18 protein-coding genes are annotated in these 23,257 nt (G+C 43.2%); 14 read left to right on the forward strand and 4 right to left on the reverse strand.

The window, feature by feature from the left end; translation table 11 throughout:
• Positions 1 to 58: 58 nt before the first annotated feature.
• From AAFN85_RS24280 to AAFN85_RS24295, 4 genes are all read left to right on the forward strand, one after another.
• Positions 59 to 853, forward strand: coding sequence for a DUF3108 domain-containing protein (locus tag AAFN85_RS24280; protein ID WP_347530333.1), 795 nt, complete (start codon positions 59 to 61; stop codon positions 851 to 853).
• 9 nt (positions 854 to 862) lie between these two features.
• Positions 863 to 1,426, forward strand: coding sequence for a DUF3109 family protein (locus tag AAFN85_RS24285; RefSeq protein ID WP_347530334.1), 564 nt, complete (start codon positions 863 to 865; stop codon positions 1,424 to 1,426).
• Positions 1,427 to 1,637: 211 nt separating this feature from the next.
• On the forward strand, positions 1,638 to 2,774 hold the full coding sequence (gmd, locus tag AAFN85_RS24290) for a GDP-mannose 4,6-dehydratase (protein ID WP_347530335.1): 1,137 nt from the start codon (positions 1,638 to 1,640) through the stop codon (positions 2,772 to 2,774).
• A gap of 28 nt (positions 2,775 to 2,802) precedes the next feature.
• Complete coding sequence (locus tag AAFN85_RS24295) at positions 2,803 to 4,389, forward strand: gliding motility protein RemB (RefSeq protein ID WP_347530336.1); 1,587 nt, start codon at positions 2,803 to 2,805, stop codon at positions 4,387 to 4,389.
• A gap of 140 nt (positions 4,390 to 4,529) precedes the next feature.
• Here AAFN85_RS24295 and dxs read toward each other — a convergent pair whose 3' ends face one another.
• Positions 4,530 to 6,461 carry a 1-deoxy-D-xylulose-5-phosphate synthase gene (dxs, locus tag AAFN85_RS24300; RefSeq protein WP_347530523.1) on the reverse strand — a complete coding sequence of 644 codons (1,932 nt, stop codon included), beginning with the start codon at positions 6,459 to 6,461 and terminating at the stop codon, positions 4,530 to 4,532.
• A 210-nt stretch (positions 6,462 to 6,671) separates the two neighbouring features.
• Here dxs and AAFN85_RS24305 point away from each other — a divergent pair, with 210 nt between their 5' ends.
• Positions 6,672 to 7,964, forward strand: coding sequence for a hypothetical protein (locus AAFN85_RS24305; RefSeq protein ID WP_347530337.1), 1,293 nt, complete (start codon positions 6,672 to 6,674; stop codon positions 7,962 to 7,964).
• A 273-nt stretch (positions 7,965 to 8,237) separates the two neighbouring features.
• The gene (locus AAFN85_RS24310; protein WP_347530338.1) at positions 8,238 to 9,011 is read left to right on the forward strand and encodes a segregation/condensation protein A; all 774 of its coding nucleotides are present in this window, start codon (positions 8,238 to 8,240) and stop codon (positions 9,009 to 9,011) included.
• 184 nt (positions 9,012 to 9,195) lie between these two features.
• On the opposite strand, the gene AAFN85_RS24315 is transcribed toward AAFN85_RS24310, so the two are convergent.
• Entirely contained in the window at positions 9,196 to 10,092 is an 897-nt protein-coding gene (locus AAFN85_RS24315) for a helix-turn-helix transcriptional regulator (RefSeq protein WP_347530339.1), read from the reverse strand.
• Positions 10,093 to 10,241: 149 nt separating this feature from the next.
• Here AAFN85_RS24315 and AAFN85_RS24320 point away from each other — a divergent pair, with 149 nt between their 5' ends.
• The 7 genes from AAFN85_RS24320 to AAFN85_RS24350 all read left to right on the forward strand — a co-directional run bounded on the left by AAFN85_RS24320 (position 10,242) and on the right by AAFN85_RS24350 (position 19,776).
• Complete coding sequence (locus tag AAFN85_RS24320) at positions 10,242 to 11,093, forward strand: aldo/keto reductase (protein ID WP_347530341.1); 852 nt, start codon at positions 10,242 to 10,244, stop codon at positions 11,091 to 11,093.
• A gap of 11 nt (positions 11,094 to 11,104) precedes the next feature.
• A complete protein-coding gene (locus AAFN85_RS24325) occupies positions 11,105 to 11,563 on the forward strand; it encodes a cupin domain-containing protein (protein ID WP_347530342.1) in 459 nt (152 codons plus the stop codon).
• 28 nt (positions 11,564 to 11,591) lie between these two features.
• Positions 11,592 to 12,074 carry a nuclear transport factor 2 family protein gene (locus AAFN85_RS24330; protein ID WP_347530343.1) on the forward strand — a complete coding sequence of 161 codons (483 nt, stop codon included), beginning with the start codon at positions 11,592 to 11,594 and terminating at the stop codon, positions 12,072 to 12,074.
• Between the two features lie 11 nt (positions 12,075 to 12,085).
• Positions 12,086 to 12,688 (forward strand): flavodoxin, encoded by a 603-nt coding sequence (locus AAFN85_RS24335; protein WP_347530344.1) that lies wholly within the window; start codon positions 12,086 to 12,088, stop codon positions 12,686 to 12,688.
• A 99-nt stretch (positions 12,689 to 12,787) separates the two neighbouring features.
• Positions 12,788 to 15,202 carry an ABC transporter permease gene (locus AAFN85_RS24340; protein WP_347530345.1) on the forward strand — a complete coding sequence of 805 codons (2,415 nt, stop codon included), beginning with the start codon at positions 12,788 to 12,790 and terminating at the stop codon, positions 15,200 to 15,202.
• A 155-nt stretch (positions 15,203 to 15,357) separates the two neighbouring features.
• Positions 15,358 to 16,644 (forward strand): serine hydroxymethyltransferase, encoded by a 1,287-nt coding sequence (gene glyA / locus AAFN85_RS24345; protein WP_347530346.1) that lies wholly within the window; start codon positions 15,358 to 15,360, stop codon positions 16,642 to 16,644.
• Positions 16,645 to 16,650: 6 nt separating this feature from the next.
• Complete coding sequence (locus tag AAFN85_RS24350) at positions 16,651 to 19,776, forward strand: PAS domain-containing protein (RefSeq protein WP_347530347.1); 3,126 nt, start codon at positions 16,651 to 16,653, stop codon at positions 19,774 to 19,776.
• 231 nt (positions 19,777 to 20,007) lie between these two features.
• On the opposite strand, the gene AAFN85_RS24355 is transcribed toward AAFN85_RS24350, so the two are convergent.
• Entirely contained in the window at positions 20,008 to 20,706 is a 699-nt protein-coding gene (locus tag AAFN85_RS24355) for a phosphoribosyltransferase family protein (RefSeq protein WP_347530349.1), read from the reverse strand.
• Between the two features lie 23 nt (positions 20,707 to 20,729).
• The gene (gene rlmN, locus AAFN85_RS24360) at positions 20,730 to 21,797 is read right to left on the reverse strand and encodes a 23S rRNA (adenine(2503)-C(2))-methyltransferase RlmN (protein WP_347530350.1); all 1,068 of its coding nucleotides are present in this window, start codon (positions 21,795 to 21,797) and stop codon (positions 20,730 to 20,732) included.
• Between the two features lie 154 nt (positions 21,798 to 21,951).
• On the opposite strand from rlmN, the gene AAFN85_RS24365 reads away from it, so the two are divergent.
• Entirely contained in the window at positions 21,952 to 23,121 is a 1,170-nt protein-coding gene (locus tag AAFN85_RS24365; RefSeq protein WP_347530352.1) for an amidohydrolase family protein, read from the forward strand.
• The last annotated feature ends 136 nt before the right edge of the window (positions 23,122 to 23,257 follow it).

Below are 23,257 nucleotides of genomic sequence, written 5' to 3' on the forward strand. Positions count from 1 at the left end.
AAACCATTTATAATAGCAGTTGTCATATCAGAGGCCTGTAAACCAGTGCTATTAATTAATGAAAAAACTGCATAGCAATAAACCTATTTTTATAACCCTGCTTTTTATAGCTTTTTGTTCGGGGGCGTTTGCCCAGGAATTGAAAAAGATCAACGAATCGATATTCAAGGCCGGCGAACAGCTTGATTATAAAATGAAATATGGCATCTTCACTGCCGCCGAAGCTACCATTAAGGTGGAGGCCAGCGATAAAAAGTTTGATGATCACCCGGTGTTTCATTTGATAGCTGAGGGGAAAACCGCCGGCTCGTTCGATCTGTTTTATAAGGTGCGTAACCGCTACGAATCGTACATAGATCAAAACACCCTGAAGCCCTATTTTTATACAGAGAACAGGCGCGAGGGCAAATACAGGCACACTGATAATGTTACTTTTGATGAGAAAGACAAAAAGGTAACGGCAAACAAAGGTAGTTATACTTATAAAGGCGAGGCTTTTGATTTTGTATCGGCCTATTATTTTGCAAGGGCAATTGACGTTTCAAAGCTGAAACAGGGTGATACTTTTGATCTGCAATATTTTTTGGAAGATAGTTTCCATAATATGCAGATAACCTATGTGGGCACCGAAACGGTTGATTGCGCGTTGGGTAAATTTAATTGTCTTAAATTTAGCCCTGCAATTATACCAGGGCGCATTTTTCGTAAAAACAGTAAATTGTACCTTTGGGTAACTAATGATAAAAACAGGATCCCGGTTAAGGCCCATGTTGAAGTGCTGTTAGGCAGCGTATCTATGGAGTTAAAATCGGCGACGGGCCTAAAATACCCGTTAAACCCTATTAAAGATTGATTTAAAAACATGATTGAGGTTGGCAACGTATTGGTGCACGAAGATGTGGTAAAAGAAAACTTTGTGTGTAATTTAAATAAATGCAAAGGCGCTTGTTGCCTTGAGGGCGATTCGGGCGCGCCGCTTAATGCCGATGAGCTTGATATTTTAAAAGAGATCTACCCTAAAGTAAAACCCTACCTCACAGCCAAAGGCATTGAAACTATAGAGCGTGATGGCGTTTACGTAACTGATTTTGAGGGCGACTATACTACTCCATGTGTTGATACCAACAAAGAGTGCGCTTACGTGATTTGGGAAAACGGCATCACCAAATGCGGTATTGAAAAAGCCTGGGAAGAAGGTGCCGTAACCTGGAAAAAACCGATTTCCTGCCATTTATATCCTATCCGCATAACATCATACCCGGAATTTGATGTATTGAACTACGATCGCTGGCATATTTGCAGCGATGCCTGCAGCTTCGGCGACGAATTAAAGGTGCATGTACATGAATTTTTGAAAGGCCCGCTGATCCGTAAATACGGTGCCGAATGGTACCAGGAGCTGGAGGAGACTTTGGCTGGGATATAATTTTCTGACATAGAAATTTTTTACAAAAACGTCATTGCGAGGTACGAAGCAATCCCCGATTTACAGAGCCGTTCTGTATAGTTCGCGATTGCTTCGTACCTCGCGATCACGTTTATAAGGGTAGCATTCACTTGATATATTGCCGTGTAAAGTAGTATTTACAATAAAATGGGTATTATTGTACTATACTAAGCATGTGCTGTCATTTTAAATGAAAAAGGCGTTAATAACAGGGATAACCGGTCAGGATGGGGCTTATTTAGCGGAGTTTTTGCTAAATAAAGGCTATGAGGTGCACGGAGTAAAACGCCGTTCGTCGTTATTTAATACCGATAGGATAGATCATTTATACCGCGACCAACACGAAACCGGGGTAACATTCAAACTTCACTACGGCGACCTTACCGATTCAACCAACCTGATCAGGATCATCCAGGAAGTACGCCCGGATGAGATCTATAACCTCGCTGCGCAAAGCCATGTAAAAGTGAGTTTTGATACTCCGGAGTACACCGCTAATGCCGATGGGATAGGGGCTTTACGCATTCTTGAAGCCATCCGAATCCTTGGTCTTAACGAAACAACACGTATTTACCAGGCTTCTACTTCCGAACTTTATGGTTTGGTACAGGCCGTTCCTCAAAGCGAAACCACACCTTTTTATCCGCGCTCGCCTTATGCAGTGGCTAAGCTTTACGCTTATTGGATAATGGTAAACTATCGCGAAGCTTATGGCATGTACGCTTGCAATGGTATCCTTTTTAACCATGAAAGCCCGGTACGTGGCGAAACCTTTGTTACCCGTAAAATTACCCGCGCGGCATCAAACATTGCGCTCGGCCTGCAGGATTGTATTTATTTAGGCAACCTATCTGCACAGCGCGATTGGGGCCATGCTAAAGATTACATTGAGGCCATGTGGTTGATGCTACAACAGGATACCCCAGAAGATTTTGTGATAGCAACCGGAGTAACCACAACAGTGCGCGATTTTATCAGGATGACTTTTGCCGAATTAGGCATTGAGGTAGAGTTTAGCGGTAAAGACCAGAATGAACGCGGCGTAATTATAGATATAGACGAACAAAAAGCCATTGAACTTGGTTTAAACCTCGATGCTTTACGCTTCGGGCAAACCGTTGTAAAAGTTGATGCAAAATATTTCAGACCTACAGAAGTTGACCTGCTTATTGGCGATGCCACCAAAGCACAACAAAAGCTGGGCTGGAAACCTAAATACGATCTGGAAGCCCTTATTGCTGATATGGTGCAAGCCGATCTGCAATTGATGAAGAAAAATGAACACCTTAAAAAAGGCGGCTTCAGTACATTAAATTACTTTGAATAGTAGAGAGAAGACCATACTAAACCTGAATATGAAGAGATTATTTACAAGCGTTATTTTATTGTTTTTGATAGCCGGAATTGCAAAGGCGCAATCCATATATCAGCCATACAATTACCAGTTTTATCAAAAACTTAATGAGGATGTGTATTCGACCAAAACCAGGGTACACAGTTCGTTAAAGCCATTTATGGTTGATGATTCGCTACTTAAGGTTCATTACGATTCGTTGATGAATGCCAATGGCCTGAAGGGACGTTTTTTTAACGAACACCAGATCGACGTAAAAACGGCCAATTCAACATTCTATGCAGACCTGTTGCCTGATCTTAATGTGAGCCGTGATTTTTCGAATAAAAGGAATACCAATTTTGGTACCCTTGGCTTACAAATTGGTGGTACGTTTGGCGATAAGTTTTCATACAATATAGCCGGTTACGAAAACCGGGCTGTATTGCCAAATTACCTGGCCACTTACGTTAACCAGGTTGGCGTAGTGCCTGGGCAGGCTTATGGAGCAATTTATGGCAATGAATACCGGTGGTCGTATATTACAGGTAATGTGTCGTACACGCCTGCAAAATTTTTAAACCTTAGCGCCGGGCGCGATAAAACTTTTATAGGTGATGGTTACCGGTCGTTGTTATTATCAGATTATGCCTCGCCATATCCTTTCTTCAAATTAACTGCTACGCTTGGTAACGTGCGCTATATGGCCATGTGGTCGTACTTTAATGATCCACTATCTGTTAAGGTTGATAATGGCGACAGGAAGAAATTTGGTGTATTTCATTACTTAGACTGGAACGTGACCGATCGCTTATCATTAGGTTTCTTCGACGCGGTGATCTGGGCGGCTAAAGATGATCAGGGACACTCACGCGGGTTTGATTTTACCTATTTAAACCCTATCCTGTTTTTAAGGCCGGTAGAAGCCTCAAACGGTTCGCCGGATAACGCGTTGGTAGGTCTTACAGGTAAATACAAGCTAACTGATGGTATCACAGCCTACGGTCAGTTTGCGTTGGATGAGTTTGAATCAAAAAACTTCTTTTCAAGCAATGGTAGTTCGCGTAACAAATATGCCTGGCAGTTTGGTATCCGCGGGGCAAACCTGTTTAGCGTAAAAGGCTTAAACTATTTGCTGGAGACCAATAACGCGAAACCTTATACTTACTCTGAGAGGGCTTCTGTTATCAACTATGCCGAAAATGGCGAGCCAATTGGCCATCCATGGGGAGCTAACTTCCGCGAGGTTGTTGCTTTGCTCAATTACTCGTACAAACGTTTCGATTTTTCAACCGAGGTTGATTATGGTCACTACGGCTTAGATAAAGACGGGCTGAATTACGGCAAGGATCTGTTTGATCCCTATATTGACCCGGCCCGCGAGTTTGGTAATTATACCGGCCAGGGCTTAACCACCAATATGATTTATTTTGAACCCAAAATAGCCTATTTGCTAAATCCAAAGTATAACCTTCGCCTCGAACTCGGCGGCCTTATCCGTAGCGATAAAAACAGCCAGTTTAATGATAAAACCTCGATGCTTACTTTTGGTATCCGTAGCTCGTTCAGGGCGGTATATAATGACATTGTGAGCTTTAGGGCGCATTAATCAATAATCAATCAGTGCAAAAAAGAAGAGGCTAAGCTTATCAAAAGCTTAGCCTCTTCTTTTTTAATCGTTTATCAAATATGACTGAATGTTTGTTTACTTATATGCAATTCAGACAGCAAAATTCTGTTTTACAGTTGTTATGACGCTATAATATTCACACTCCGTTTCCCGGCTATGTTGCGTACTTGCTGGGCTATGCCGTTGGCATCAAAGCCGCAATCAGCCCAAAGCTCGGGTTGGTCGCCGTGTTCAATAAAGGTATCAGGTATGCCTAAACGTTTAACGCGGATGTTAGTGTAGCCGTTATCTATCATAAATTCAAGCACTGCACTGCCCATTCCGCCTTCCAAACAACCATCCTCTACAGTGATCACTTTATCAAACTTTTTAAACACATCGTGCAGCAAAGCTTCGTCAAGTGGTTTCACAAAACGCAGATCGTAGTGGGCCGGGTTATAACCTTCGGCATTTAGCGCGGCTGTTGCTTTTACAACCTCGTTGCCTATGGCACCTATTGATAATATAGCAACATCATCGCCATCGCAAACCTTACGTCCTTTACCCACCGGGATGGCTTTGAAAGGGCGCTGCCAATCAACCATAACGCCATTGCCACGTGGATAGCGGATCACAAACGGACCCATGTTTTCCTGCTGGGCAGTGTACATGAGGTTGCGTAGCTCTTCCTCGTTCATAGGGGCAGATACAGTCATGTTAGGAATACAACGCATATAAGCCAGGTCATAAGCGCCGTGATGGGTAGCGCCATCAGCACCGGCAAAGCCGGCACGGTCAAGGCAAAATACCACGTTAAGCTTTTGTATGGCCACGTCATGGATTACCTGGTCATAAGCCCGTTGCATAAAGCTGGAGTAAATGTTACAGAACGGGGTAAGCCCCTGGGTGGCTAAACCGGCAGAAAAAGTTACCGCGTGCTGTTCGGCAATACCTACGTCGAAAGCGCGGTTAGGCATGGCCTTCATCATCAGGTTTAATGAACAGCCTGATGGCATTGCCGGGGTAATACCCATTATTTTAGGGTTTTGTTCGGCAAGTTCTATGATGCTATGGCCAAACACATCCTGGTATTTAGGTGGTTGAGGCTTATCGTATTTCGCTTTTTTGATCTCGCCGGTAATTTTATCAAATAAACCGGGAGCATGCCACTTGGTCTGATCCTTTTCTGCCAGGGCATAGCCTTTACCTTTTACCGTGATGCAGTGCAGTAATTTAGGACCTGGAATATCGCGCAGGTCTTTCAATACTTTGGCCAGATGATTTACATCATGCCCATCTATAGGGCCAAAGTACCTGAACTTTAACGCCTCGAAAAAGTTACTGCGTTTAAGCAGGGTACCTTTGATGCTTTTTTCAAGCTTTTGAGCTACTTTAAACGCATCAGGGCCAATTGATGATAGCTTGGATAGTACATGGGCAATATCATCCCTAAAGCGGTTGTATGGCTTTGAGGTGGTAATATCTGTAAGATATTCTTTCAAGGCACCAACGTTAGGGTCGATAGCCATGTTGTTATCGTTCAGGATCACCAACAGGTTTGAGTTTTCGATACCCGCGTGGTTCAAGGCCTCGAAGGCCATACCTGCGGTCATCGATCCGTCGCCAATAACTGCTACGTGCTGCCTGTCGGTTTCGCCTTTGTATTGCGATGCAACGGCCATGCCTAAAGCAGCTGAGATAGAAGTTGAAGAGTGCCCAACACCAAAGGTATCGTACTCGCTTTCTGAACGTTTAGGGAAACCGCTTATACCACCATGAATGCGGTTGGTATGAAACTCATCGCGGCGACCGGTTAATATTTTATGGCCGTAAGCCTGGTGGCCTACGTCCCAAACCAACTGATCGTATGGGGTATTGAGTACGTATTGCAATGCAACTGTAAGCTCAACAACACCTAAACTGGCGGCAAAGTGGCCGCCATTAACCGATACAACGTCAATAATATACTGGCGCAACTCCTTGCACACCTGTTCAAGCTCTGTTTCGTTAAGTTGCTTTAAATCAGATGGATAATTTATTTTTTGTAATAAATCTCCGGCCGGTACCTGCATTGACATTTGTAAGGGTATTTAACCTGCAAAATACGGTATTTATTGTTAAATAAAGGACATTTTAATGTATTAATTGTTTTGCAGGGTTGTTAAATACGTGGTAAAGTGCAATATATTATCATGTTGAGGTTTCAATTAATGTTCCCTCACACTGGCGGTCTCCATAAATTAAATCATTATATTTAGCCTTCAACCATTAGCCTTGTTAACATGACTGAAACTACCGCGAACGCGCTTCACTGGTCGGCCTTACAAAAAATAGCTTTAAGGTTTTTCCTGCTGCTATTTATATTGTATATCTTTTTTAACCCCAACGGGGTTTTGCCTTACGCCGAAGTTATTGCCGAATACCTGATCCAGCCGTTTCATACCATTATTCCCTGGCTGTCAAAACATTTGTTAAACAGGGCCGAACCCGTTACAACTTTTACCAATGGCAGTGGCGATACCACTTATGATTATCTTGTTATTTTATTTATAACAACGCTATCGGCAATCGGTGCGCTGATTTGGTCGGTATTAGACAGAAAAGCGCGTAACTACAATAAGCTGTTTTATTGGCTGTGCGTTATTTTAAGATATTATGTGGGTATAACCATGTTGAGCTATGGTTTTGTGAAAGTCATTAAGCTTCAATTTCCTGCACCATCGCCGGGCAGATTGCTACAATCGTTCGGCAATGCTTCGCCAATGGGTTTGGCCTGGACGTATATGGGCTATTCGAAAGGGTTTAATTATTTTACCGGGATAGCCGAGGTTAGCTGTGGCTTGCTGCTCTTCTTCCGAAAAACCACAACCCTTGGCGCTGTGTTGGGGCTGGTGGTGGCCGGCAATATTATGGCTATCAATTATTGCTTTGATGTGCCGGTTAAGCTGTTGTCAACCACGTTGGTAGCAATGTCTTTGTTTTTGCTGGCGAAGGATGCCCACAGGCTTATCAATTTCTTTTTCCTGAATAAAACAGCACCACCATCCGAGATCGAACCGCACCGCTTCAGGCGGAAATGGAAAAATATCACCCTTTCTGCTCTTAAATATGTAATGCTGGTTTACCTGCTATTAACAAATATTTATGGCGATATACAGGCTTCGGCGCAGTATGGCGAGGCTGCTAAAAAGCCACACTTTTATGGTATTTATGATATTCATAATTATGTGCTAAATAAGGATACCATTGCGCCGCTCACTACAAATACCATGAGATGGCGTAAACTGATAGTCGGTAGCTCGGGCTATGCTACAGTGAAAAAAATGAATGATAGTACACAGAATTATACTTTCAGGGAAGATTTAAACGCGCATACCATTGTGATGTTTACAGATGCCGATACATCTGCAAAATATACTTTTAAATATTCGGAATTTGGGAAAGATAGCCTGGTACTGAAGGGAGGGCTTGGCCTCGATACCCTTAACATCAGCCTGAAAAAATTCGATATGAAAAATTTTAAGCTGATAAACCGGGGCTTTCATTGGGTTAATGAGTTTCCTTATAATAAGTAAGGATAGCAGGTAGTAGCAAGTCAGGAAGCTTCAATATACGAGGCACCTACGGAGCCTTGAGCCGAATTGCAATTTATCTATAAACACGGTACTCCTATGGAGTTTCTAAATGAGGAAAGCACTCCGTAGGAGTATCGTGTTTATAGCCACAAACAGATCGATGTCTTGGCTCCGTAGGTGCGTCGTTAAATCTTTTTACTTCCAACTCGATTCCCATTGTCAACGAGCATGTTATTCTCTTATTAAAATGTTTATTTTTGGCCTCATTTTGATATGACCGACGATAGTTTTGCCATAAAGTTACCCCAGTTTGAAGGTCCGTTCGATCTGTTGCTATTTTTCATTGAGCGCGATGAGTTGGATGTTCACGATATTCCGATTGCTAAGATCGCGGACGACTTTTTGAATTACCTGCACCAGATGAGCAGCCTGAATATGGAAATTGCCAGCGAATTTATTTTCGTTGCCGCAACCCTTATGCGCATCAAAGCCAAAATGTTGCTCCCCCGTTTTGAAGCCGGTGGTATCATCGATGAAGCAGATACCAAGGAAGACCTGATCCGAAAACTCATCGAGTATAAGAAATTTAAAGAAGCCTGCGATGAGTTAAAGCCGATGGAAGACGAGCGCTTTAAGCGGGAAAAACGGGGTAACATTAAACAGGATCTGGAACAGGTGGAGAAAGTATCCGTTCCCGGTGAAGAATTATCTGAACTTACCCTATACCGTTTGGCAGTAGTGTATGAACGTATGATGCGCAATTTTACCCGCCGTAGCGAAGAGGTAAAGCACACGGTAGTTCAGTATCCTTACACCATCGAAAAACAGAAAAAAGCGGTTGCCAATCTGCTCCGGATCAATAAAATGCTCGATTTTAAAGCCATCGCCAAAGAATCGGAAAACAAGGTTCACTTTGTATATAATTTTTTAGCCGTGCTGGAGATGCTGCAGCAGGAGCTGGTTGATATACAAATTGGCCTTGGGTATAATAATTTCTGGATCTCGCCGAAGGCGGGAGCTGAAGATTACTTTGAAGCTGAAAGTTAAAGGCCGGGAGCAAAAAGCTTTGGAGGGATACAGAGAAGCTTTGAGCTTTCAGCTTTAGGCTAATTAAAAAAGTGTCCCGGATCTCACCCCGGAACACCGTTACCATAAGGTAATCAACTAAATCACCAATCTCATATTGGTGATGCCTTTTCGCATATCGCGAGTGAAATTTATTAGTTTCTGCTTAATTCAATGAACGGTATTCAAGTGGCGATTGCCCCACCTTTTTTTTGAATAACCGTGCAAAATGCTGAGGGTATTTAAATCCCAGTTCGTAAGCCACCTGGTTGATTGTTTTGTTGCCGTCGAAGATCTTTTCTTTGGCCATATCTATTAGCTTAACCTGGATATACTCCTGCGCTGTTTTGCCGGTTTCCTTTTTTACAAGGTCGCCAAAGTAATTAGGGGATAGGTGTAACTGTTCTGCACACCAGGCTACGGAAGGTAAGCCTATGTCTTGCGGTTTATCTGATCGAAAATAATCATTCAACAGGTTCTCAAATTTTTCTAAAACACCCTGGTGCACATGATCGCGGGTAATGAATTGGCGGTCGTAAAAGCGGGCGCTGTAATCTAAAAATAGTTCGATGTTGGCAATAATTAACCGTTTACTGTGCTTATCCACATTGCGCTCCAGTTCGTAATCTATTTTCGAAAAGCAATCCAAAACAATGTTCCTCTCCTTTTCAGATAGATGGAGGGCCTCGTTAGATTGATAACCAAAAAACGAGTACTCCTGGATCCGTTTGCCAAGGGAGGTTCCGTGCAACAGGTCGGGATGGAATGCCAATGCATTGCCTTTGGGTTGATAGATTTCGTTATTGCTGTTTATACCTGCAACTTGTCCCGGCGCAAGCAACACTAATGTGCCTTCCTGATAATCGTAAGTGTTCCGGCCATACACCATATCGCCGCATTTAACATCTTTTAAAAACACAATATAAAAACCAAAATACATGCGCGAGCCTGATCTCGGATCGGCTTTCGACAGATCGACCACACTAACCAAAGGGTGTTTAGTTTCATTTTTATTGAAAGCGTTGTATTCGCTGATGGTGTTGAAGCGCCGCATGTTATCCATATCTACTTTGTTTTGATTCAAATTTACGCTAATAATCAACGTGTTGGTAATTAGGCAAACGCTATCAGTAATAATGGTAGAAACATCCGTAATCCGTATCCTATCAGGGTGGTTAAAACACACCAACTTTGTGATGTTAAACAAAAGTTATGCAAACAGTTAAATTAAATAATGGTGTTGAAATGCCGGTGCTGGGGTTTGGAGTTTTCCAGGTAACAGATTTGGCCGAGTGTGAAAGAAGTGTTAGGGATGCCATTGAAACCGGTTACAGGCTAATTGATACGGCCGAATCATATATGAATGAAGAAGCTGTTGGCAAAGCTATTAAAACGAGTGGTGTTGCCCGCGAAGAATTGTTTATAACTACTAAGCTTTGGATCCAATCGGATGGGTATGCGGGAGCAAAAAAAGCTTTTGAAAATTCACTGAAAAAGCTACAGTTGGATTATCTCGATCTATACCTCATCCATCAGCCATATGGCGATGTTTATGGCGAATGGCGTGCGATGGAAGAGTTGTATAAAGAAGGAAAAGCAAGGGCTATAGGCGTAAGTAATTTTCATCCCGATAGGTTGATCGATCTGATCATCCATAATGAAATAGTTCCGGCAGTGAACCAGGTTGAAACCCATCCTTTTCATCAGCAAAACGATGCGCAACAATTTATGGTGGATAATAAAGTGCAGATAGAATCGTGGGGGCCGTTTGCCGAAGGTAAAAACAACATTTTTAGCAACGAACTGCTGCAGTCCATTGCTACCAAATACAATAAATCCATCGCCCAGGTGATCCTCCGCTGGCTTACCCAAAGGGGCGTTGTCGCTATTCCCAAATCGGTGCGAAAAGAACGGATGGCAGAGAATATCAACATTTTTGATTTTGAACTGAGTGCCGCCGACATGGAAGCAATTAAAACATTAGATACCAAAGCCAGCAGCTTTTTTGACCACCGCGCCCCGGCAATGGTAAAATGGCTTGGCGAAAGAAAATTGAATAATTAAACCTGCAAAATATGAAACGAGTATTGTATGTAATGGTGCTGTTAGGAGCACTAACCTCAACCAGGGCAATGGCGCAAAGTACCGCCGTTTTCACCAAAGGCGAAATCTCAAAAACCAATAACCATACCGGTGATGTTTGGTTAAGAGAGTTGAACAAGGCTGATAGCGTAATTGATTGTAATATAGCTACGGCCACCTTTGCGCCGGGTGCCAAGCTTGATTGGCATATCCACCCAGCCGGGCAAATCCTGATGGTTACCGAGGGTATAGGCTATTACCAGGAAAAAGGTAAACCTATCCAGGTAGTTCATCAAGGTGATGTGATCAAATGCGTTCCCGGCGTAGCGCACTGGCATGGGGCATCGCCTAAATCAACATTTACCTACATAGCGGTAAGCACTAATGGCGCAACCAATAAAACCCAATGGTTGCAAAGGGTAACCGATGCGGAATATAACAGCGCAAAATAATTATCACACTAATTAATCCTGCAAAATCATGAAAATATCAATTATCGCACTGGTTATGTTTATAGCCGGGGTTCAATTTTCGCGCGCACAAACCACATCACCGGCTGCAGCCACCAAAGCAGAGCAACAGGTCATCGATCTTTCAAAAAACAAATGGACCTGGATGGCCGATAAAAATGTGGATTCGCTAAGTGTACTTTTTAACGAAAAATGTGTGTTTGTACACATGGGCGGAAGCTGGGGGAAGCAACAGGAACTCAACGTAATTAAATCCGGAGGCATCTGGTATAAAAAGGCGGAGGTTTACTCTACCTCAATAAAAGTTTTCGGTAACACCGCTATCCTTTTAAATGATATCGACCTGCTGGCAGTAGTTGGCGGCAATGAGGTTGTGCACTCATTTATGGTTACCGAAGTTTACATTAAAGAAAACGGCAAATGGACAATGGGGTCGCTCACCTTTTCGCAGTTGTTAAGGCCGGTTAAAATGAAGACCGAGATCAAGCAATAAAAACTAAGTCTATGAAAAACGTGTGCTTTATTTTGCTAATAGCAATCTTCTGCGGTACATCGGCCTGTACAAGCGCGCAGCCCAAATCTCCAAAAAAGATCTTGATTGTGTATTTGTCGCGCACTAATAATACCAAAGCGATAGCCACTATTATACATGAAAAGGTAGGAGGTAAGCTGGTCGCGCTCGAACTCGAAAAGCCATATCCCGAAAATTACCAGGCCATTGTACAGCAGGTTGCAAAAGAAAACGAAACAGGCTATTTGCCGCCGTTGAAAACCAAAATTGACAGCATTGATCAATATGATATGGTGTTTATTGGCTTCCCTACCTGGGGAATGAAGTTGCCGCCGCCTGTTAAAAGCTTTTTAAAGCAATATAATTTGAGCGGTAAAACCATAGTGCCATTTAATACCAATGCGGGTTATGGTATAGGCAGCACTTTTGATACTGTTAAGGAGCTATGTCCAAACAGTAATGTGTTGGACGGCTTTACCACAAAAGGTGGCGTTGAACGCGATGGCGTTTATTTTGTAATGCAGGGCGACCGTGAAAAACAGGCGCGTGGTGAAATTGAGGCCTGGTTAAAAAAGATAAAGATCGGGCAGCGGTAAGTTTTTTTAACGTTTAATCTCTAATAATAACATTATTTAACATTTAGTTAGAGCGCTTATCGGTTATTGAATTGCATTTTTGTGTAAATCCTGTAACCGATGCTGAAATCTTACTTTAAAATAGCCTGGCGTAACCTCTGGAAAAACAAAGCTTTTTCAATTATCAACATTTTTGGCCTTTCTGTAGGTATAGCCTTTACGCTGCTTATCGGTGCTTATGTTTGGGGCGAACTCCGCATAAATCATGAACTTAAAAATGCTGATGACCAATATATCATTCTAAGCAAATGGCGTGATGCTAACCAGGGAGCGGATATTGCATCTGTTGATGCTTTGCCTAAAGCACTCAAGGCAAACTATCCGAACCTTGTTGCCAACTACTATAGTTTTAACGGGATAACATCCATAGTAAGCAAAGGCGAAAAAAGTTTCAGGGAAAGCATGCAGTTTGGCGATAGTACATTGCTGCATATGTACGGCTTTAAACTATTGCAAGGTGATGCGACAACGGCATTGAACGGTCCGCTATCGGTTGTGATAACCGAACGTATGGCGTTAAAATATTTTGGTAAAACAGATGTTGTAGGGCAGGCGCTCAACTTTCAAAACTTTAATGGTAATAAGCATGATTTTGCTATTACCGGTGTTTTGCAACAGCTGCCCAAAAACTCGGTCACTAATTTAAACGAGAGCAATAACTCTGATTTTTTCTTTGGGCAAAGCTCAAATACCTTCTGGAATTTCACGGTTAATAACTGGAACAACCCGCAATGGGTAAATTATATCGAACTGCAAAAAGGAGTTGATCCGAAAGCGGTTGAAAGGGCAATGCAAGAATTGCTGGTAAAAAATGCCATTCCGCAGGTGGCGAAAGATCTTACCCCATACCTTGTTTCGCTGAAGGATTATAACCTTGCTGCCGAGGGCGGCGTGGTTAAAAAGATGATCATTACGCTGTCGGCCATCGCGTTGTTTATTTTATTGATGGCGGTGATCAATTTTGTAAATATCTGCATTGGCCGCTCTTCAGGTCGGATGAAAGAAATGGGGGTACGCAAAGTACTTGGCGGTTTACGCAAACAACTCATCTGGCAGTTTTTGGTTGAATCGGTATTGATGGTACTTTTTGCAACATTATTTGCCATAATTATTTACCTGCTGGCAAGGCCATATTTCAGTAGTGTTTTAGGTAGAGAAATTGCAGGGCTGTTTGCTTTTCCTATTTACGTTATCCCGGTTTTGCTGGCGTTTGTGCTGCTGGTAGGAGGGCTTGCGGGTATATATCCGGCTTTGGTGCTATCTGCCTTGCGCTCGGTTGATGCTATAAAAGGTAAACTAACCGCGGTAAAGGAACGGGTGTTTTTCAGGAAGGCACTTGTGGCATTTCAGTTCACTACGGCAGCCGTGGTGTTTATTGGGGCAATTATTGTTTCAAAACAGATCAGTTTGTTTTTCGGCAACAACCTGGGCTATAGTAAAGATTATATCGTGTACTCGCAGTTGCCGCGAGATTGGTCGACCGCGGGTGTAAATAAAATGGAGGCCATTCGTGAACAAATGGCGCAATTGCCGCAGGTGAGCAGTGTGTCGCTTTCGTTCGAGATCCCGGATGGGGCCAATGGTGTAAACTCTCCTGTGTACAGGCAGGGATCTACTTTGGCGCAAGCGGTTGCTGCACAAATTTTAATGGACGATAACCACTATGCCGAAACTTATAATATCCCGTTAAAAGCCGGCTCCTTTTTTAAACCGGTTTACAAAGCAGCGGATTCAACATTGGTGGCCATTAACGAAACGCAATCAAAAGCCTTGGGCTTTAGCCGCCCGGATGATGCTATTGGCCAAAAAATAATAATACAGCAGGGAAACATTGCCATCCCTTATACCATTGGCGGCGTCACTGCCGATTTTCATTTTGGCTCACTGCACGAACGGATCAAGCCGGTAATATTTGTAACCGTTAATTATTATACCGCTTATCGCTACTTCTCGTTCAAGCTAAAGGCGGGCGATATGCAACAAAACCTAAGCGCGGTCCAAAAGAAATGGGCCGAACTTATCCCCAACGCCCCTTTCGAATATCACTTTATGGATGATGCCCTCACAAAACTTTACACTACCGAACTGCAATTGAAAAAAGCCGCTTACATAGCCGCGGTTTTAGCGGTGATCATTGTACTGCTTGGCGTATTAGGATTAATATCATTAAGCATCCAGAAACGTACCAAAGAGATCGGCATCCGCAAGGTACTCGGCTCATCTGTTACAGGTATCACCGGCCTATTTTTAAAAGATTTTTTAGGCGTGGTGATCATAGCCGGTTTAATAGCCTGCCCGCTGGCTTATGTAATTATGCAAAAGTGGCTTAATGATTATGTGTATCGTATCGATATGTCATTGTCGCCATTTGTGTTGTCGATATTGGTGCTTACGGCTGTTACAGCTGTTTTGATTGTTTTGCAAACTATTAAGGCGGCGTTTGCTAACCCGGTTAAAAGTTTGAGGAGTGAGTAAATAGATGGGAAATGGCTTGGATAATTGTTGTTTTATTCGCTGTAAAGCGCTCTGTAGCAAATAAAATTAGGTTTGCTTAAAACTTGTATATCCCCTACAAAATCCGTAGTCAAAATGTATCTTTTTAGCTAACTTTGCGCCGTTAAAACCATACAATGAAAAGAGACAAACTGATATTTAAGTTATTGGATGAAGAGCAGCAACGCCAGGAAGAAGGCATCGAGCTGATAGCATCTGAGAATTTTGTAAGCAGGCAGGTTATGGAAGCTGCTGGTTCGGTAGCTACCAACAAATATGCCGAAGGTTTACCGGGCAAACGCTATTATGGCGGCTGCCAGGTGGTTGACGAAATTGAAACCATTGCTATTGAGCGTGCCAAGCAACTGTTCAACGCCGAGTGGGTTAACGTACAACCTCACTCTGGTGCACAGGCCAACGCGGCGGTTTTGCTTGCCGTGCTTCAGCCGGGCGATAAAATATTAGGTTTCGATCTTTCGCATGGTGGTCACTTAACCCATGGTTCGCCTGTTAACTTTTCTGGTAAATTGTATGAGCCTCATTTTTACGGGGTGAACAAAGAAACCGGCCGTGTTGATTATGAGCAATTAAAAGAAGTTGCCCTGCGCGAAAAACCAAAACTGATTATCTGTGGTGCTTCGGCTTATTCACGCGATTGGGATTATGAGTTTATCCGCAAAGTGGCTGATGAAGTTGGTGCTTTGGTACTGGCCGATATCGCTCACCCTGCAGGCTTTATCGCCCGCGGCTTACTGAACGATCCGCTTCCGCATTGCCATATCGTATCTACCACTACCCACAAAACATTGCGTGGCCCACGTGGCGGTATGATCATGATGGGTAAAGATTTTGAAAACCCATGGGGCCTTAAAACTCCAAAAGGCGAGATCAGGATGATGTCGTCATTATTGGATATGGCAGTGTTCCCAGGTACACAAGGTGGTCCGTTAGAGCATATCATCGCTGCTAAAGCTATTGCTTTTGGCGAGGCTTTGAGCGATGGCTACATGAAATATATTGTACAGGTTAAAAAGAATGCCGAAGCAATGGCCGAAGCATTTGTAAAACGCGGTTACCAATTGATCTCTGGCGGTACAGATAATCACCTGATGCTGATCGACCTGCGCAACAAAAATATCACCGGTAAAGCTGCCGAGAACGCTTTAGTTGCTGCCGATATCACCGCTAACAAAAACATGGTGCCTTTTGATGATAAATCACCGTTTGTAACTTCGGGTATCCGTGTGGGTACTGCCGCTATTACAACCCGTGGTTTGAAGGAAAAACACATGGATGAGATAGTTGAATTGATAGATGCGGTGATTTCTGACCCTGAAAATGAACATTCTATCAAGAAAGTCCGTAAAAAAGTCCATAAATTAATGGAAGATTTTCCTTTGTATAAGGAAAAGGATACGGAATAGTAAAAAATGACAGAAAGGCAAGCTCCCCCCAATGCCGAAACCAAACGTTTAGCCGCCCTGCAATCGTACAGGGTGTTGGATAGCTTGCCCGAAAAGGAGTACGATGCCATTACCCGGCTGGCCTCCTATATATGCCAGGTGCCTGTGGCGCTCATCTCTTTGCTGGATGCCGACAGACAATGGTACAAATCTACATACGGCGTCGACGCGGAAGGTAACTCCCGCGCCGACGCTTTTTGCAACCGCACCATCCTTTCCGACGAACTTACCGAAATCTCCGATTCGCTGCTGGACGAGGAGTTTAAAGACAATCCTACAGCAAATGCTATGGGTGTGCGTTTTTACGCCGGCGCGCCGCTTATCGATCCGGACGGGCACCGTTTAGGTTCGCTTTGCGTTATCGATATGAAGCCCCGCAAGCTCACTGCCGAGCAAAGGGATGCCCTGCAAACCCTCGCCGGCGAAGTAATGTCGCATTTGATACTCCGCAAGCAAAAGCTTGAACTGGAGCAAAGCCTCGCCGGATATAAAGAATTTCATGATCTTTTTGATAGCTCGCCCGATATCCATTGCATTATGGATAGGGATTTTAAAATAGGGCATATTAATCGTGTGGTGAAATCTGTTTTGGGATATACACCTAACGAAGTTAAGGGCAAAGCCATCTGGGAGTTTTTTCCGGTTGAGGAGCGGGAGCGGTCATTATCAACCCTAAAAAAAGGGATAGCTAAACAGCAACGCAAATTTGAAATTGAAACTCCGGTAATTACCGCGGGCGAGGAGAGCAGGTGGATCAGCTGGTCGGTTACTTTTAAGGATGATAAATGGTTTGCCAGCGGGCGCGATATCACCTATCAAAAACAGGTAGCTCAGGAGATAGAACAACTTTCGCTGGTGGCCAGCAAGGTGAGCAATGGTGTAGTGATCAGCAACGCTGATGACGAGATAATGTGGACAAATGATGCCTTCGAAAATATAACGGGCTATACCTTTGCCGATGTTAAGCAACGTCGCTTGCCCGAGGTAATAAAAGGCAAACCGGTGAATGCCGATGCGATCGAAAAACTGGATGTTGCTATCCGCGATAAAAGATCGTACGAGGTTGAGTTGTTTTTTAACGCTAAAGATGGCTCGCCAAAATGGATCTCGGTAATGAACTCATTGCTTTATCATGCTGATGGAAGCGTAGATAAATCTATCCGGGTAATTATTGATATCACCAAACGTAAGTTGGCCGAGCAGGAGGTGGAGATCTTATCGTTTGCCGCCCGCAAATCGCCAAGCGGCATCCTGATCCGCGATGCCGAAGGTAAGGTGGTGTGGATGAACGAAGCGCTTGAAAGTATAACCGGCTATACCCTTACCGAAATGAAGGGTAGGGCTTTTGGTACGATGTTGTTAGGTGAGGATAGTGATCTGGAGGTATTTAAATCTGCCGTAAAGGCTGTTGAAGAAAAGCGATCATACGAGGTAGAGATCAAGATCTATAAAAAAGATAAAACGCCTTTATGGGCATTCCTGTCAAACAGTCCGTTACTTAACGAAACCGGGCAGGTAGAACGGCAGATTGGGGTAATGGTTGATATCACCCAACGTAAAAAGACCGAAGATCAGCTTACGCTACTTTCGTTGGTAGCAAGCAGCACAGCAAGCAGTGTAGTCATTAACAATAGCGATGGTAAGGTTGAATGGGTAAACAAAGCTTTTGAGCAGGTTACCGGTTATAGTTTGGCCGATGTGCAAAACAACCACCTTGGCGATGTGCTGAAAGGTGAGCTGACCGATGTATCTATCATTCAAAAAGCCCGCGAACTATCCGAGCAAAAACAATCATTTGAAGTTGATCTACTGGTTTATCGTAAGGACAGGCAACCGCTTTGGATCTCGGTGATCAATTCGGTGATATTGAATAGCAAAGGTGAGGTTGATAAATACATCGAAGTAATTATCGATATCACATCTAAAAAGAAAGCCGAGATAGAACTCATTAATACCCGCGAAGAGGCATTGCAACTAAGCAGGGCGAAGGATATGTTTATTTCGGTGATGAGCCACGAGATCCGTACGCCGCTTAATGCGGTGATAGGTATGTCGCACCTGCTGGCCGAGGATAATCCGCTCGAAACCCAGAAGGAAAACCTGAACGTTCTGAAATTCTCGGCCGAAAACCTGATGACGCTGATCAATGATGTGCTGGACTTTACCAAAATAGAAACCGGGAATGTTGAGCTTGAAAAGAGGCGGGTTGATCTGCGGGATATTGTTCAAAGCATCACCAGCTCGATGCAATATAAGGCCACCGAAAAAAATATATATATTAGCCACTGCATAGATGAGGCCGTGCCTAAAACCATTTTAGGCGATAGGACGAGGTTGATCCAGATACTGTTGAACTTGCTTGGCAACGCGGTTAAGTTTACCGAAAAAGGCGGCGTAACCATCGATTTAAAGGTGATACAGGAAAGCGAGCATGATTTACGCATCCGCTTTGCTGTTATTGATACAGGCATTGGCATTGCTGCTAACAAATTGGGCACCATATTTGAACAGTTTAAACAAGCCGAGGCCGATACCACACGTAAATATGGTGGTACAGGTTTGGGTTTAGCCATTAGTAAGCGCCTTATTGAATTGCACGATTCGAGGATAAACGTAGATAGCATGCCCGGGCAGGGATCAACGTTTTGGTTTACCATCGGCTTTAAAAAAGGGGATAACCAATTAAACAGCAAAAACAACAACGTGGAAGAAGGACTGAAAATAAATGTTTTAGTAGTTGACGACAACCAGATCAATCGCCTGCTTATCAATAAAATATTAAAAAAATGGGGTGCCAATGCCGATTTCGCTGAGAACGGAATCGAAGCCGTTGAAAAGGTAGAAGCTAACCGCAACTACAACGTAGTACTAATGGATATCCACATGCCCGAAATGGGCGGCCTGGAAGCTACCAGCATCATCCGTTCTAAAACAGATCCTTACTTTAAACAATTGCCAATCATAGCACTTACCGCATCGATGTTAAGCAACCAAATGGGCGAAATTAACGGTGCCGGTATGGATGATTACATCCTTAAACCATTCGATCCGAGGGTTTTATATGAGAAGCTGAGCAGATATCAGCAACAGTAGTTTCTTAGTGATTAGAGGTTAGTTTTTACCAATCATTTATTAAAAAAGCAAGGGCTTGTGCGATTCCCTCCCCTGGGAGGGTGTAGGGAGGGGTTTCATCGCCTTGCATATCTTATAGCAAGTTGCATAAACCCCTCCCTGCCACAACACTATCCAGCCGCGCCCCTCCCGAGGGAGGGAATTAAAAGGCCGTTGCGCACAAGGTACATGTGGATCAATATATCAAACCTTCTACTCTGCATAAGCAATAGTAGCAATACTCAACTTCAACCCCGGTACTTTCAATAATTCCACCCCGCAGGCCTCCAAAGTCGATCCGGTGGTAACAATATCATCCACCAACAAAACGTGCTTGCCCTCAAGCAACTGTGGATTTTTTACCTCAAAAACATGCTGCATATTCTCAAACCTTGCAAAGCGCGATTTATGCGTTTGGGTTTTTGTAGCTACCGTTCTAATTAAATTTTCATCATCAACAACAGCATTTAATTTTTCGGCCAGTCCATCGGCAAAGCAGGTACTTTGATTGTAACCACGCTCGCGCAAACGCTTTTTGTGCAGGGGCACAGGAATAATTACATCAACAGTTTTTAAAATTGGATTATTGAGCAATTGCCCACCCGCGATATTGCCCAGCAAGTTGCCAATTTGCTGCATGCCGTTATATTTAAAATTATGCATCAGGTGTTGCACCTTGCCACCTTTCTGAAAATAATACAGAGCGTATGCGGCCTCTACATTGATCTTACCCCAAAACTGGCGGGCTACAATATTGTCGGGCTGTTGGTGAAAGTTGGTGAATGGCAGGTTAAAGCGACAATCGCTGCATAAGATGTGCTCGCCAGCAACCAAACTGGCTTCGCAGGCCAAGCAAAGCTCAGGGAATAGTAGGGAAACAAAATCGGCCAGGTAAGTGCGCAGCAAATTCATGGCCTCAATTTAAGATGGATTTTTTAAACTTCGGCCAGTTTTCCTTTTTCTTTAATGGCTAATTGGCCGCAGGCGGCATCAATATCTTTACCACGGCTGCGGCGCAGGTGGGTATTGATACCTTGTTTGGTAAGATAGGCGGCGAATGCCTCTACCTTATCCTCGCCTGCATTGATATAGCTGGCAAAAGCAATGGGGTTATATTCAATAATATTAACCTTGCAGGGCAGGTGCTTACAGAATTTAGCTAACTCAATGGCATCCTGTATGTTATCGTTTACGCCGTCGAAAATAATATATTCGTAAGTAACCGGGTTCTTGGTTTTTGCGTAATAATACTTCAAAGCCTCGGCCAGTGCTTTTAACGAGTTTTGCTCGTTGATGGGCATAATGGTATTTCGCTTTTCGTCGTTAGCGGCGTGAAGTGATAATGCCAGGTTGAACTTAACGTCGTCGTCGCCCAATTTTTTGATCATTTTGGCGATGCCGGCAGTAGAAACGGTGATCCGTTTGGCGGCCATATTAAGGCCTTCTTCGGATGTGATGTACTCTATCGATTTCATCATATTGGCATAGTTAAGCAATGGCTCGCCCATGCCCATGTAAACAATATTTGAAAGCGGTTGACCGTAGTTTTCACGCGCCTGTTTATCGATCAGCACAACCTGATCGTAAATTTCATCGGGGTTGAGGTTACGTTTGCGCTCCATGTAGCCGGTAGCGCAAAATTTGCAGGTAAGGCTGCAACCCACTTGTGATGATACACAGGCCGTCATGCGACCGGGAGTTGGAATTAAAACACCCTCAATTAAATGGTTATCGTGTAAAATAAAAGAATTTTTTATAGTTTTATCAGCACTAACCTGTGAGGAATTAATTTTAACGTTGTTGATTGTAAAATTGACATCCAGTTTAGCGCGCAGTTCTTTTGATATATTGCTCATCTCGTTGAAAGAAAAGCAAGATTTTTTCCAAAGCCATTCATACACCTGTTTCGCCCTAAAGGCCTTTTCATCCATACGGATAAAATGCTCCTGTAAAGCACTCAGGCTCAGGCTGCGGATGTCTATTTTACCATTTGTATTGTTCACAGTGCAAAAGTACTTAAATTTAAAAAAATCTATCTTTTTTTAAAGTCATTATTTTTGATTAGATAAAAAACAATAACTAAAAGTTAATTGTGTTTATTTGCAAGAGAAGTCTTTTGAAAAACGTTATGCGTTACGATACCAAGTTTACATTTTGATGAAAAGTTTTAGAGCCGATTACGTTTTTCCTATTTATGCCGATCCTATTAAAAATGGAATTGTCACCGTTGATGATCAGGGGAAGATCATTGCCGTTACCGAAAGTAATAAGCCCCCCAGCGGGCCTATACAGCAAGTTAGCGGTATTATTACCCCCGGATTTATTAATACCCACTGCCATACCGAACTTTCGCACTTAAAAGACAGGGTAAAGCCCCGCGGCGGACTGGTTAATTTTATAAAAGATGTTCAATCCCTGCGGAATACCGACCAACAAGAGGTATTGGATGCCATAGCCAAAGCCGACCAGGAAATGTATGATAACGGCATTGTTGCCGTTGGAGATATCTCCAATACCAACAACAGTGTTGCCATGAAAAAGCAAAGCAAGCTGTACTATCATACTTTTATCGAAACTTTTGGTTTTTTACCCGAACGTGCAACCGAAATATTTGAAAAGGCTCAGGCCCTACAGAGCGAGTTTAAACCTGGTGCATGCTCTATAACGCCGCACGCCCCATATTCGGTATCGAAGGAGCTATTTAAACTAATAAAAAAATACAGCGACGGGCCCGATGATAACTTGTTAAGCATCCATAACCAGGAGTGCGAGGATGAGAATAAATTTTACCGCTATAAATTGGGCGCGTTTTTAGATCTGTATGATCATTTTGGAATGGATATATCCTATTTCAAGCCGCAGGCCCGTAACTCGGTACAATCCATTATTCCGCTGCTAAGCAGTAAACAGAAAGTTTTGCTAGTACATAATACCTGCACCAACCTTAAAGATATTTACTTTATAAAACGCTTTGATAAAAAAATAAACTGGTGCTTTTGCCCTAACGCCAATTTATACATTGAAGGCCGTTTACCGAAAATCGACTTGTTTGTTGATCAAGGCTTTAATATAACCTTAGGTACCGATAGCCTGGCCTCAAACAGCAAGCTCTCTATTTTGAGCGAAATGCAGGCAATCCAACAAAAATTCCCATCCATAGGTCTTCCCCGCCTAACAGAATGGGCTACACGCAACGGTGCCGAATATTTGGGTATCGATGATGAAAAAGGAACTTTAGCACCCGGAAAAACACCGGGACTCAACCTCATAACCGGTTTGGATGGTTTTAAAATAACTCCGGAAACAGCCGTTAAGAAATTGATATAATCGACACTGATTTTTAAGAATTAAATCGAATTACACGAATTATTTGTAAGAAAAAACAAAAGGGCTTCCGGATTTTCGGAAGCCCTTTTTTAATAAAATTACCACAGGTTATGCTAAAGCAAACACGCGTCAGATT

Origin of the sequence: Mucilaginibacter sp. CAU 1740 (assembly GCF_039839285.1) — a bacterium.
GTDB lineage: Bacteria > Bacteroidota > Bacteroidia > Sphingobacteriales > Sphingobacteriaceae > Mucilaginibacter.

Bases quoted from the DNA above. Each gene is read 5' to 3' on its own strand.
- AAFN85_RS24280 (WP_347530333.1), top strand. From the start codon at position 59: ATGAAAAAACTGCATAGCAATAAACCTATTTTTATAACCCTGCTTTTT.
- AAFN85_RS24285 (WP_347530334.1), top strand. From the start codon at position 863: ATGATTGAGGTTGGCAACGTATTGGTGCACGAAGATGTGGTAAAAGAA.
- gmd (WP_347530335.1), top strand. From the start codon at position 1,638: ATGAAAAAGGCGTTAATAACAGGGATAACCGGTCAGGATGGGGCTTAT.
- AAFN85_RS24295 (WP_347530336.1), top strand. From the start codon at position 2,803: ATGAAGAGATTATTTACAAGCGTTATTTTATTGTTTTTGATAGCCGGA.
- dxs (WP_347530523.1), bottom strand. From the start codon at position 6,461: ATGCAGGTACCGGCCGGAGATTTATTACAAAAAATAAATTATCCATCT.
- AAFN85_RS24305 (WP_347530337.1), top strand. From the start codon at position 6,672: ATGACTGAAACTACCGCGAACGCGCTTCACTGGTCGGCCTTACAAAAA.
- AAFN85_RS24310 (WP_347530338.1), top strand. From the start codon at position 8,238: ATGACCGACGATAGTTTTGCCATAAAGTTACCCCAGTTTGAAGGTCCG.
- AAFN85_RS24315 (WP_347530339.1), bottom strand. From the start codon at position 10,092: ATGGATAACATGCGGCGCTTCAACACCATCAGCGAATACAACGCTTTC.
- AAFN85_RS24320 (WP_347530341.1), top strand. From the start codon at position 10,242: ATGCAAACAGTTAAATTAAATAATGGTGTTGAAATGCCGGTGCTGGGG.
- AAFN85_RS24325 (WP_347530342.1), top strand. From the start codon at position 11,105: ATGAAACGAGTATTGTATGTAATGGTGCTGTTAGGAGCACTAACCTCA.
- AAFN85_RS24330 (WP_347530343.1), top strand. From the start codon at position 11,592: ATGAAAATATCAATTATCGCACTGGTTATGTTTATAGCCGGGGTTCAA.
- AAFN85_RS24335 (WP_347530344.1), top strand. From the start codon at position 12,086: ATGAAAAACGTGTGCTTTATTTTGCTAATAGCAATCTTCTGCGGTACA.
- AAFN85_RS24340 (WP_347530345.1), top strand. From the start codon at position 12,788: ATGCTGAAATCTTACTTTAAAATAGCCTGGCGTAACCTCTGGAAAAAC.
- glyA (WP_347530346.1), top strand. From the start codon at position 15,358: ATGAAAAGAGACAAACTGATATTTAAGTTATTGGATGAAGAGCAGCAA.
- AAFN85_RS24350 (WP_347530347.1), top strand. From the start codon at position 16,651: ATGACAGAAAGGCAAGCTCCCCCCAATGCCGAAACCAAACGTTTAGCC.
- AAFN85_RS24355 (WP_347530349.1), bottom strand. From the start codon at position 20,706: ATGAATTTGCTGCGCACTTACCTGGCCGATTTTGTTTCCCTACTATTC.
- AAFN85_RS24365 (WP_347530352.1), top strand. From the start codon at position 21,952: ATGAAAAGTTTTAGAGCCGATTACGTTTTTCCTATTTATGCCGATCCT.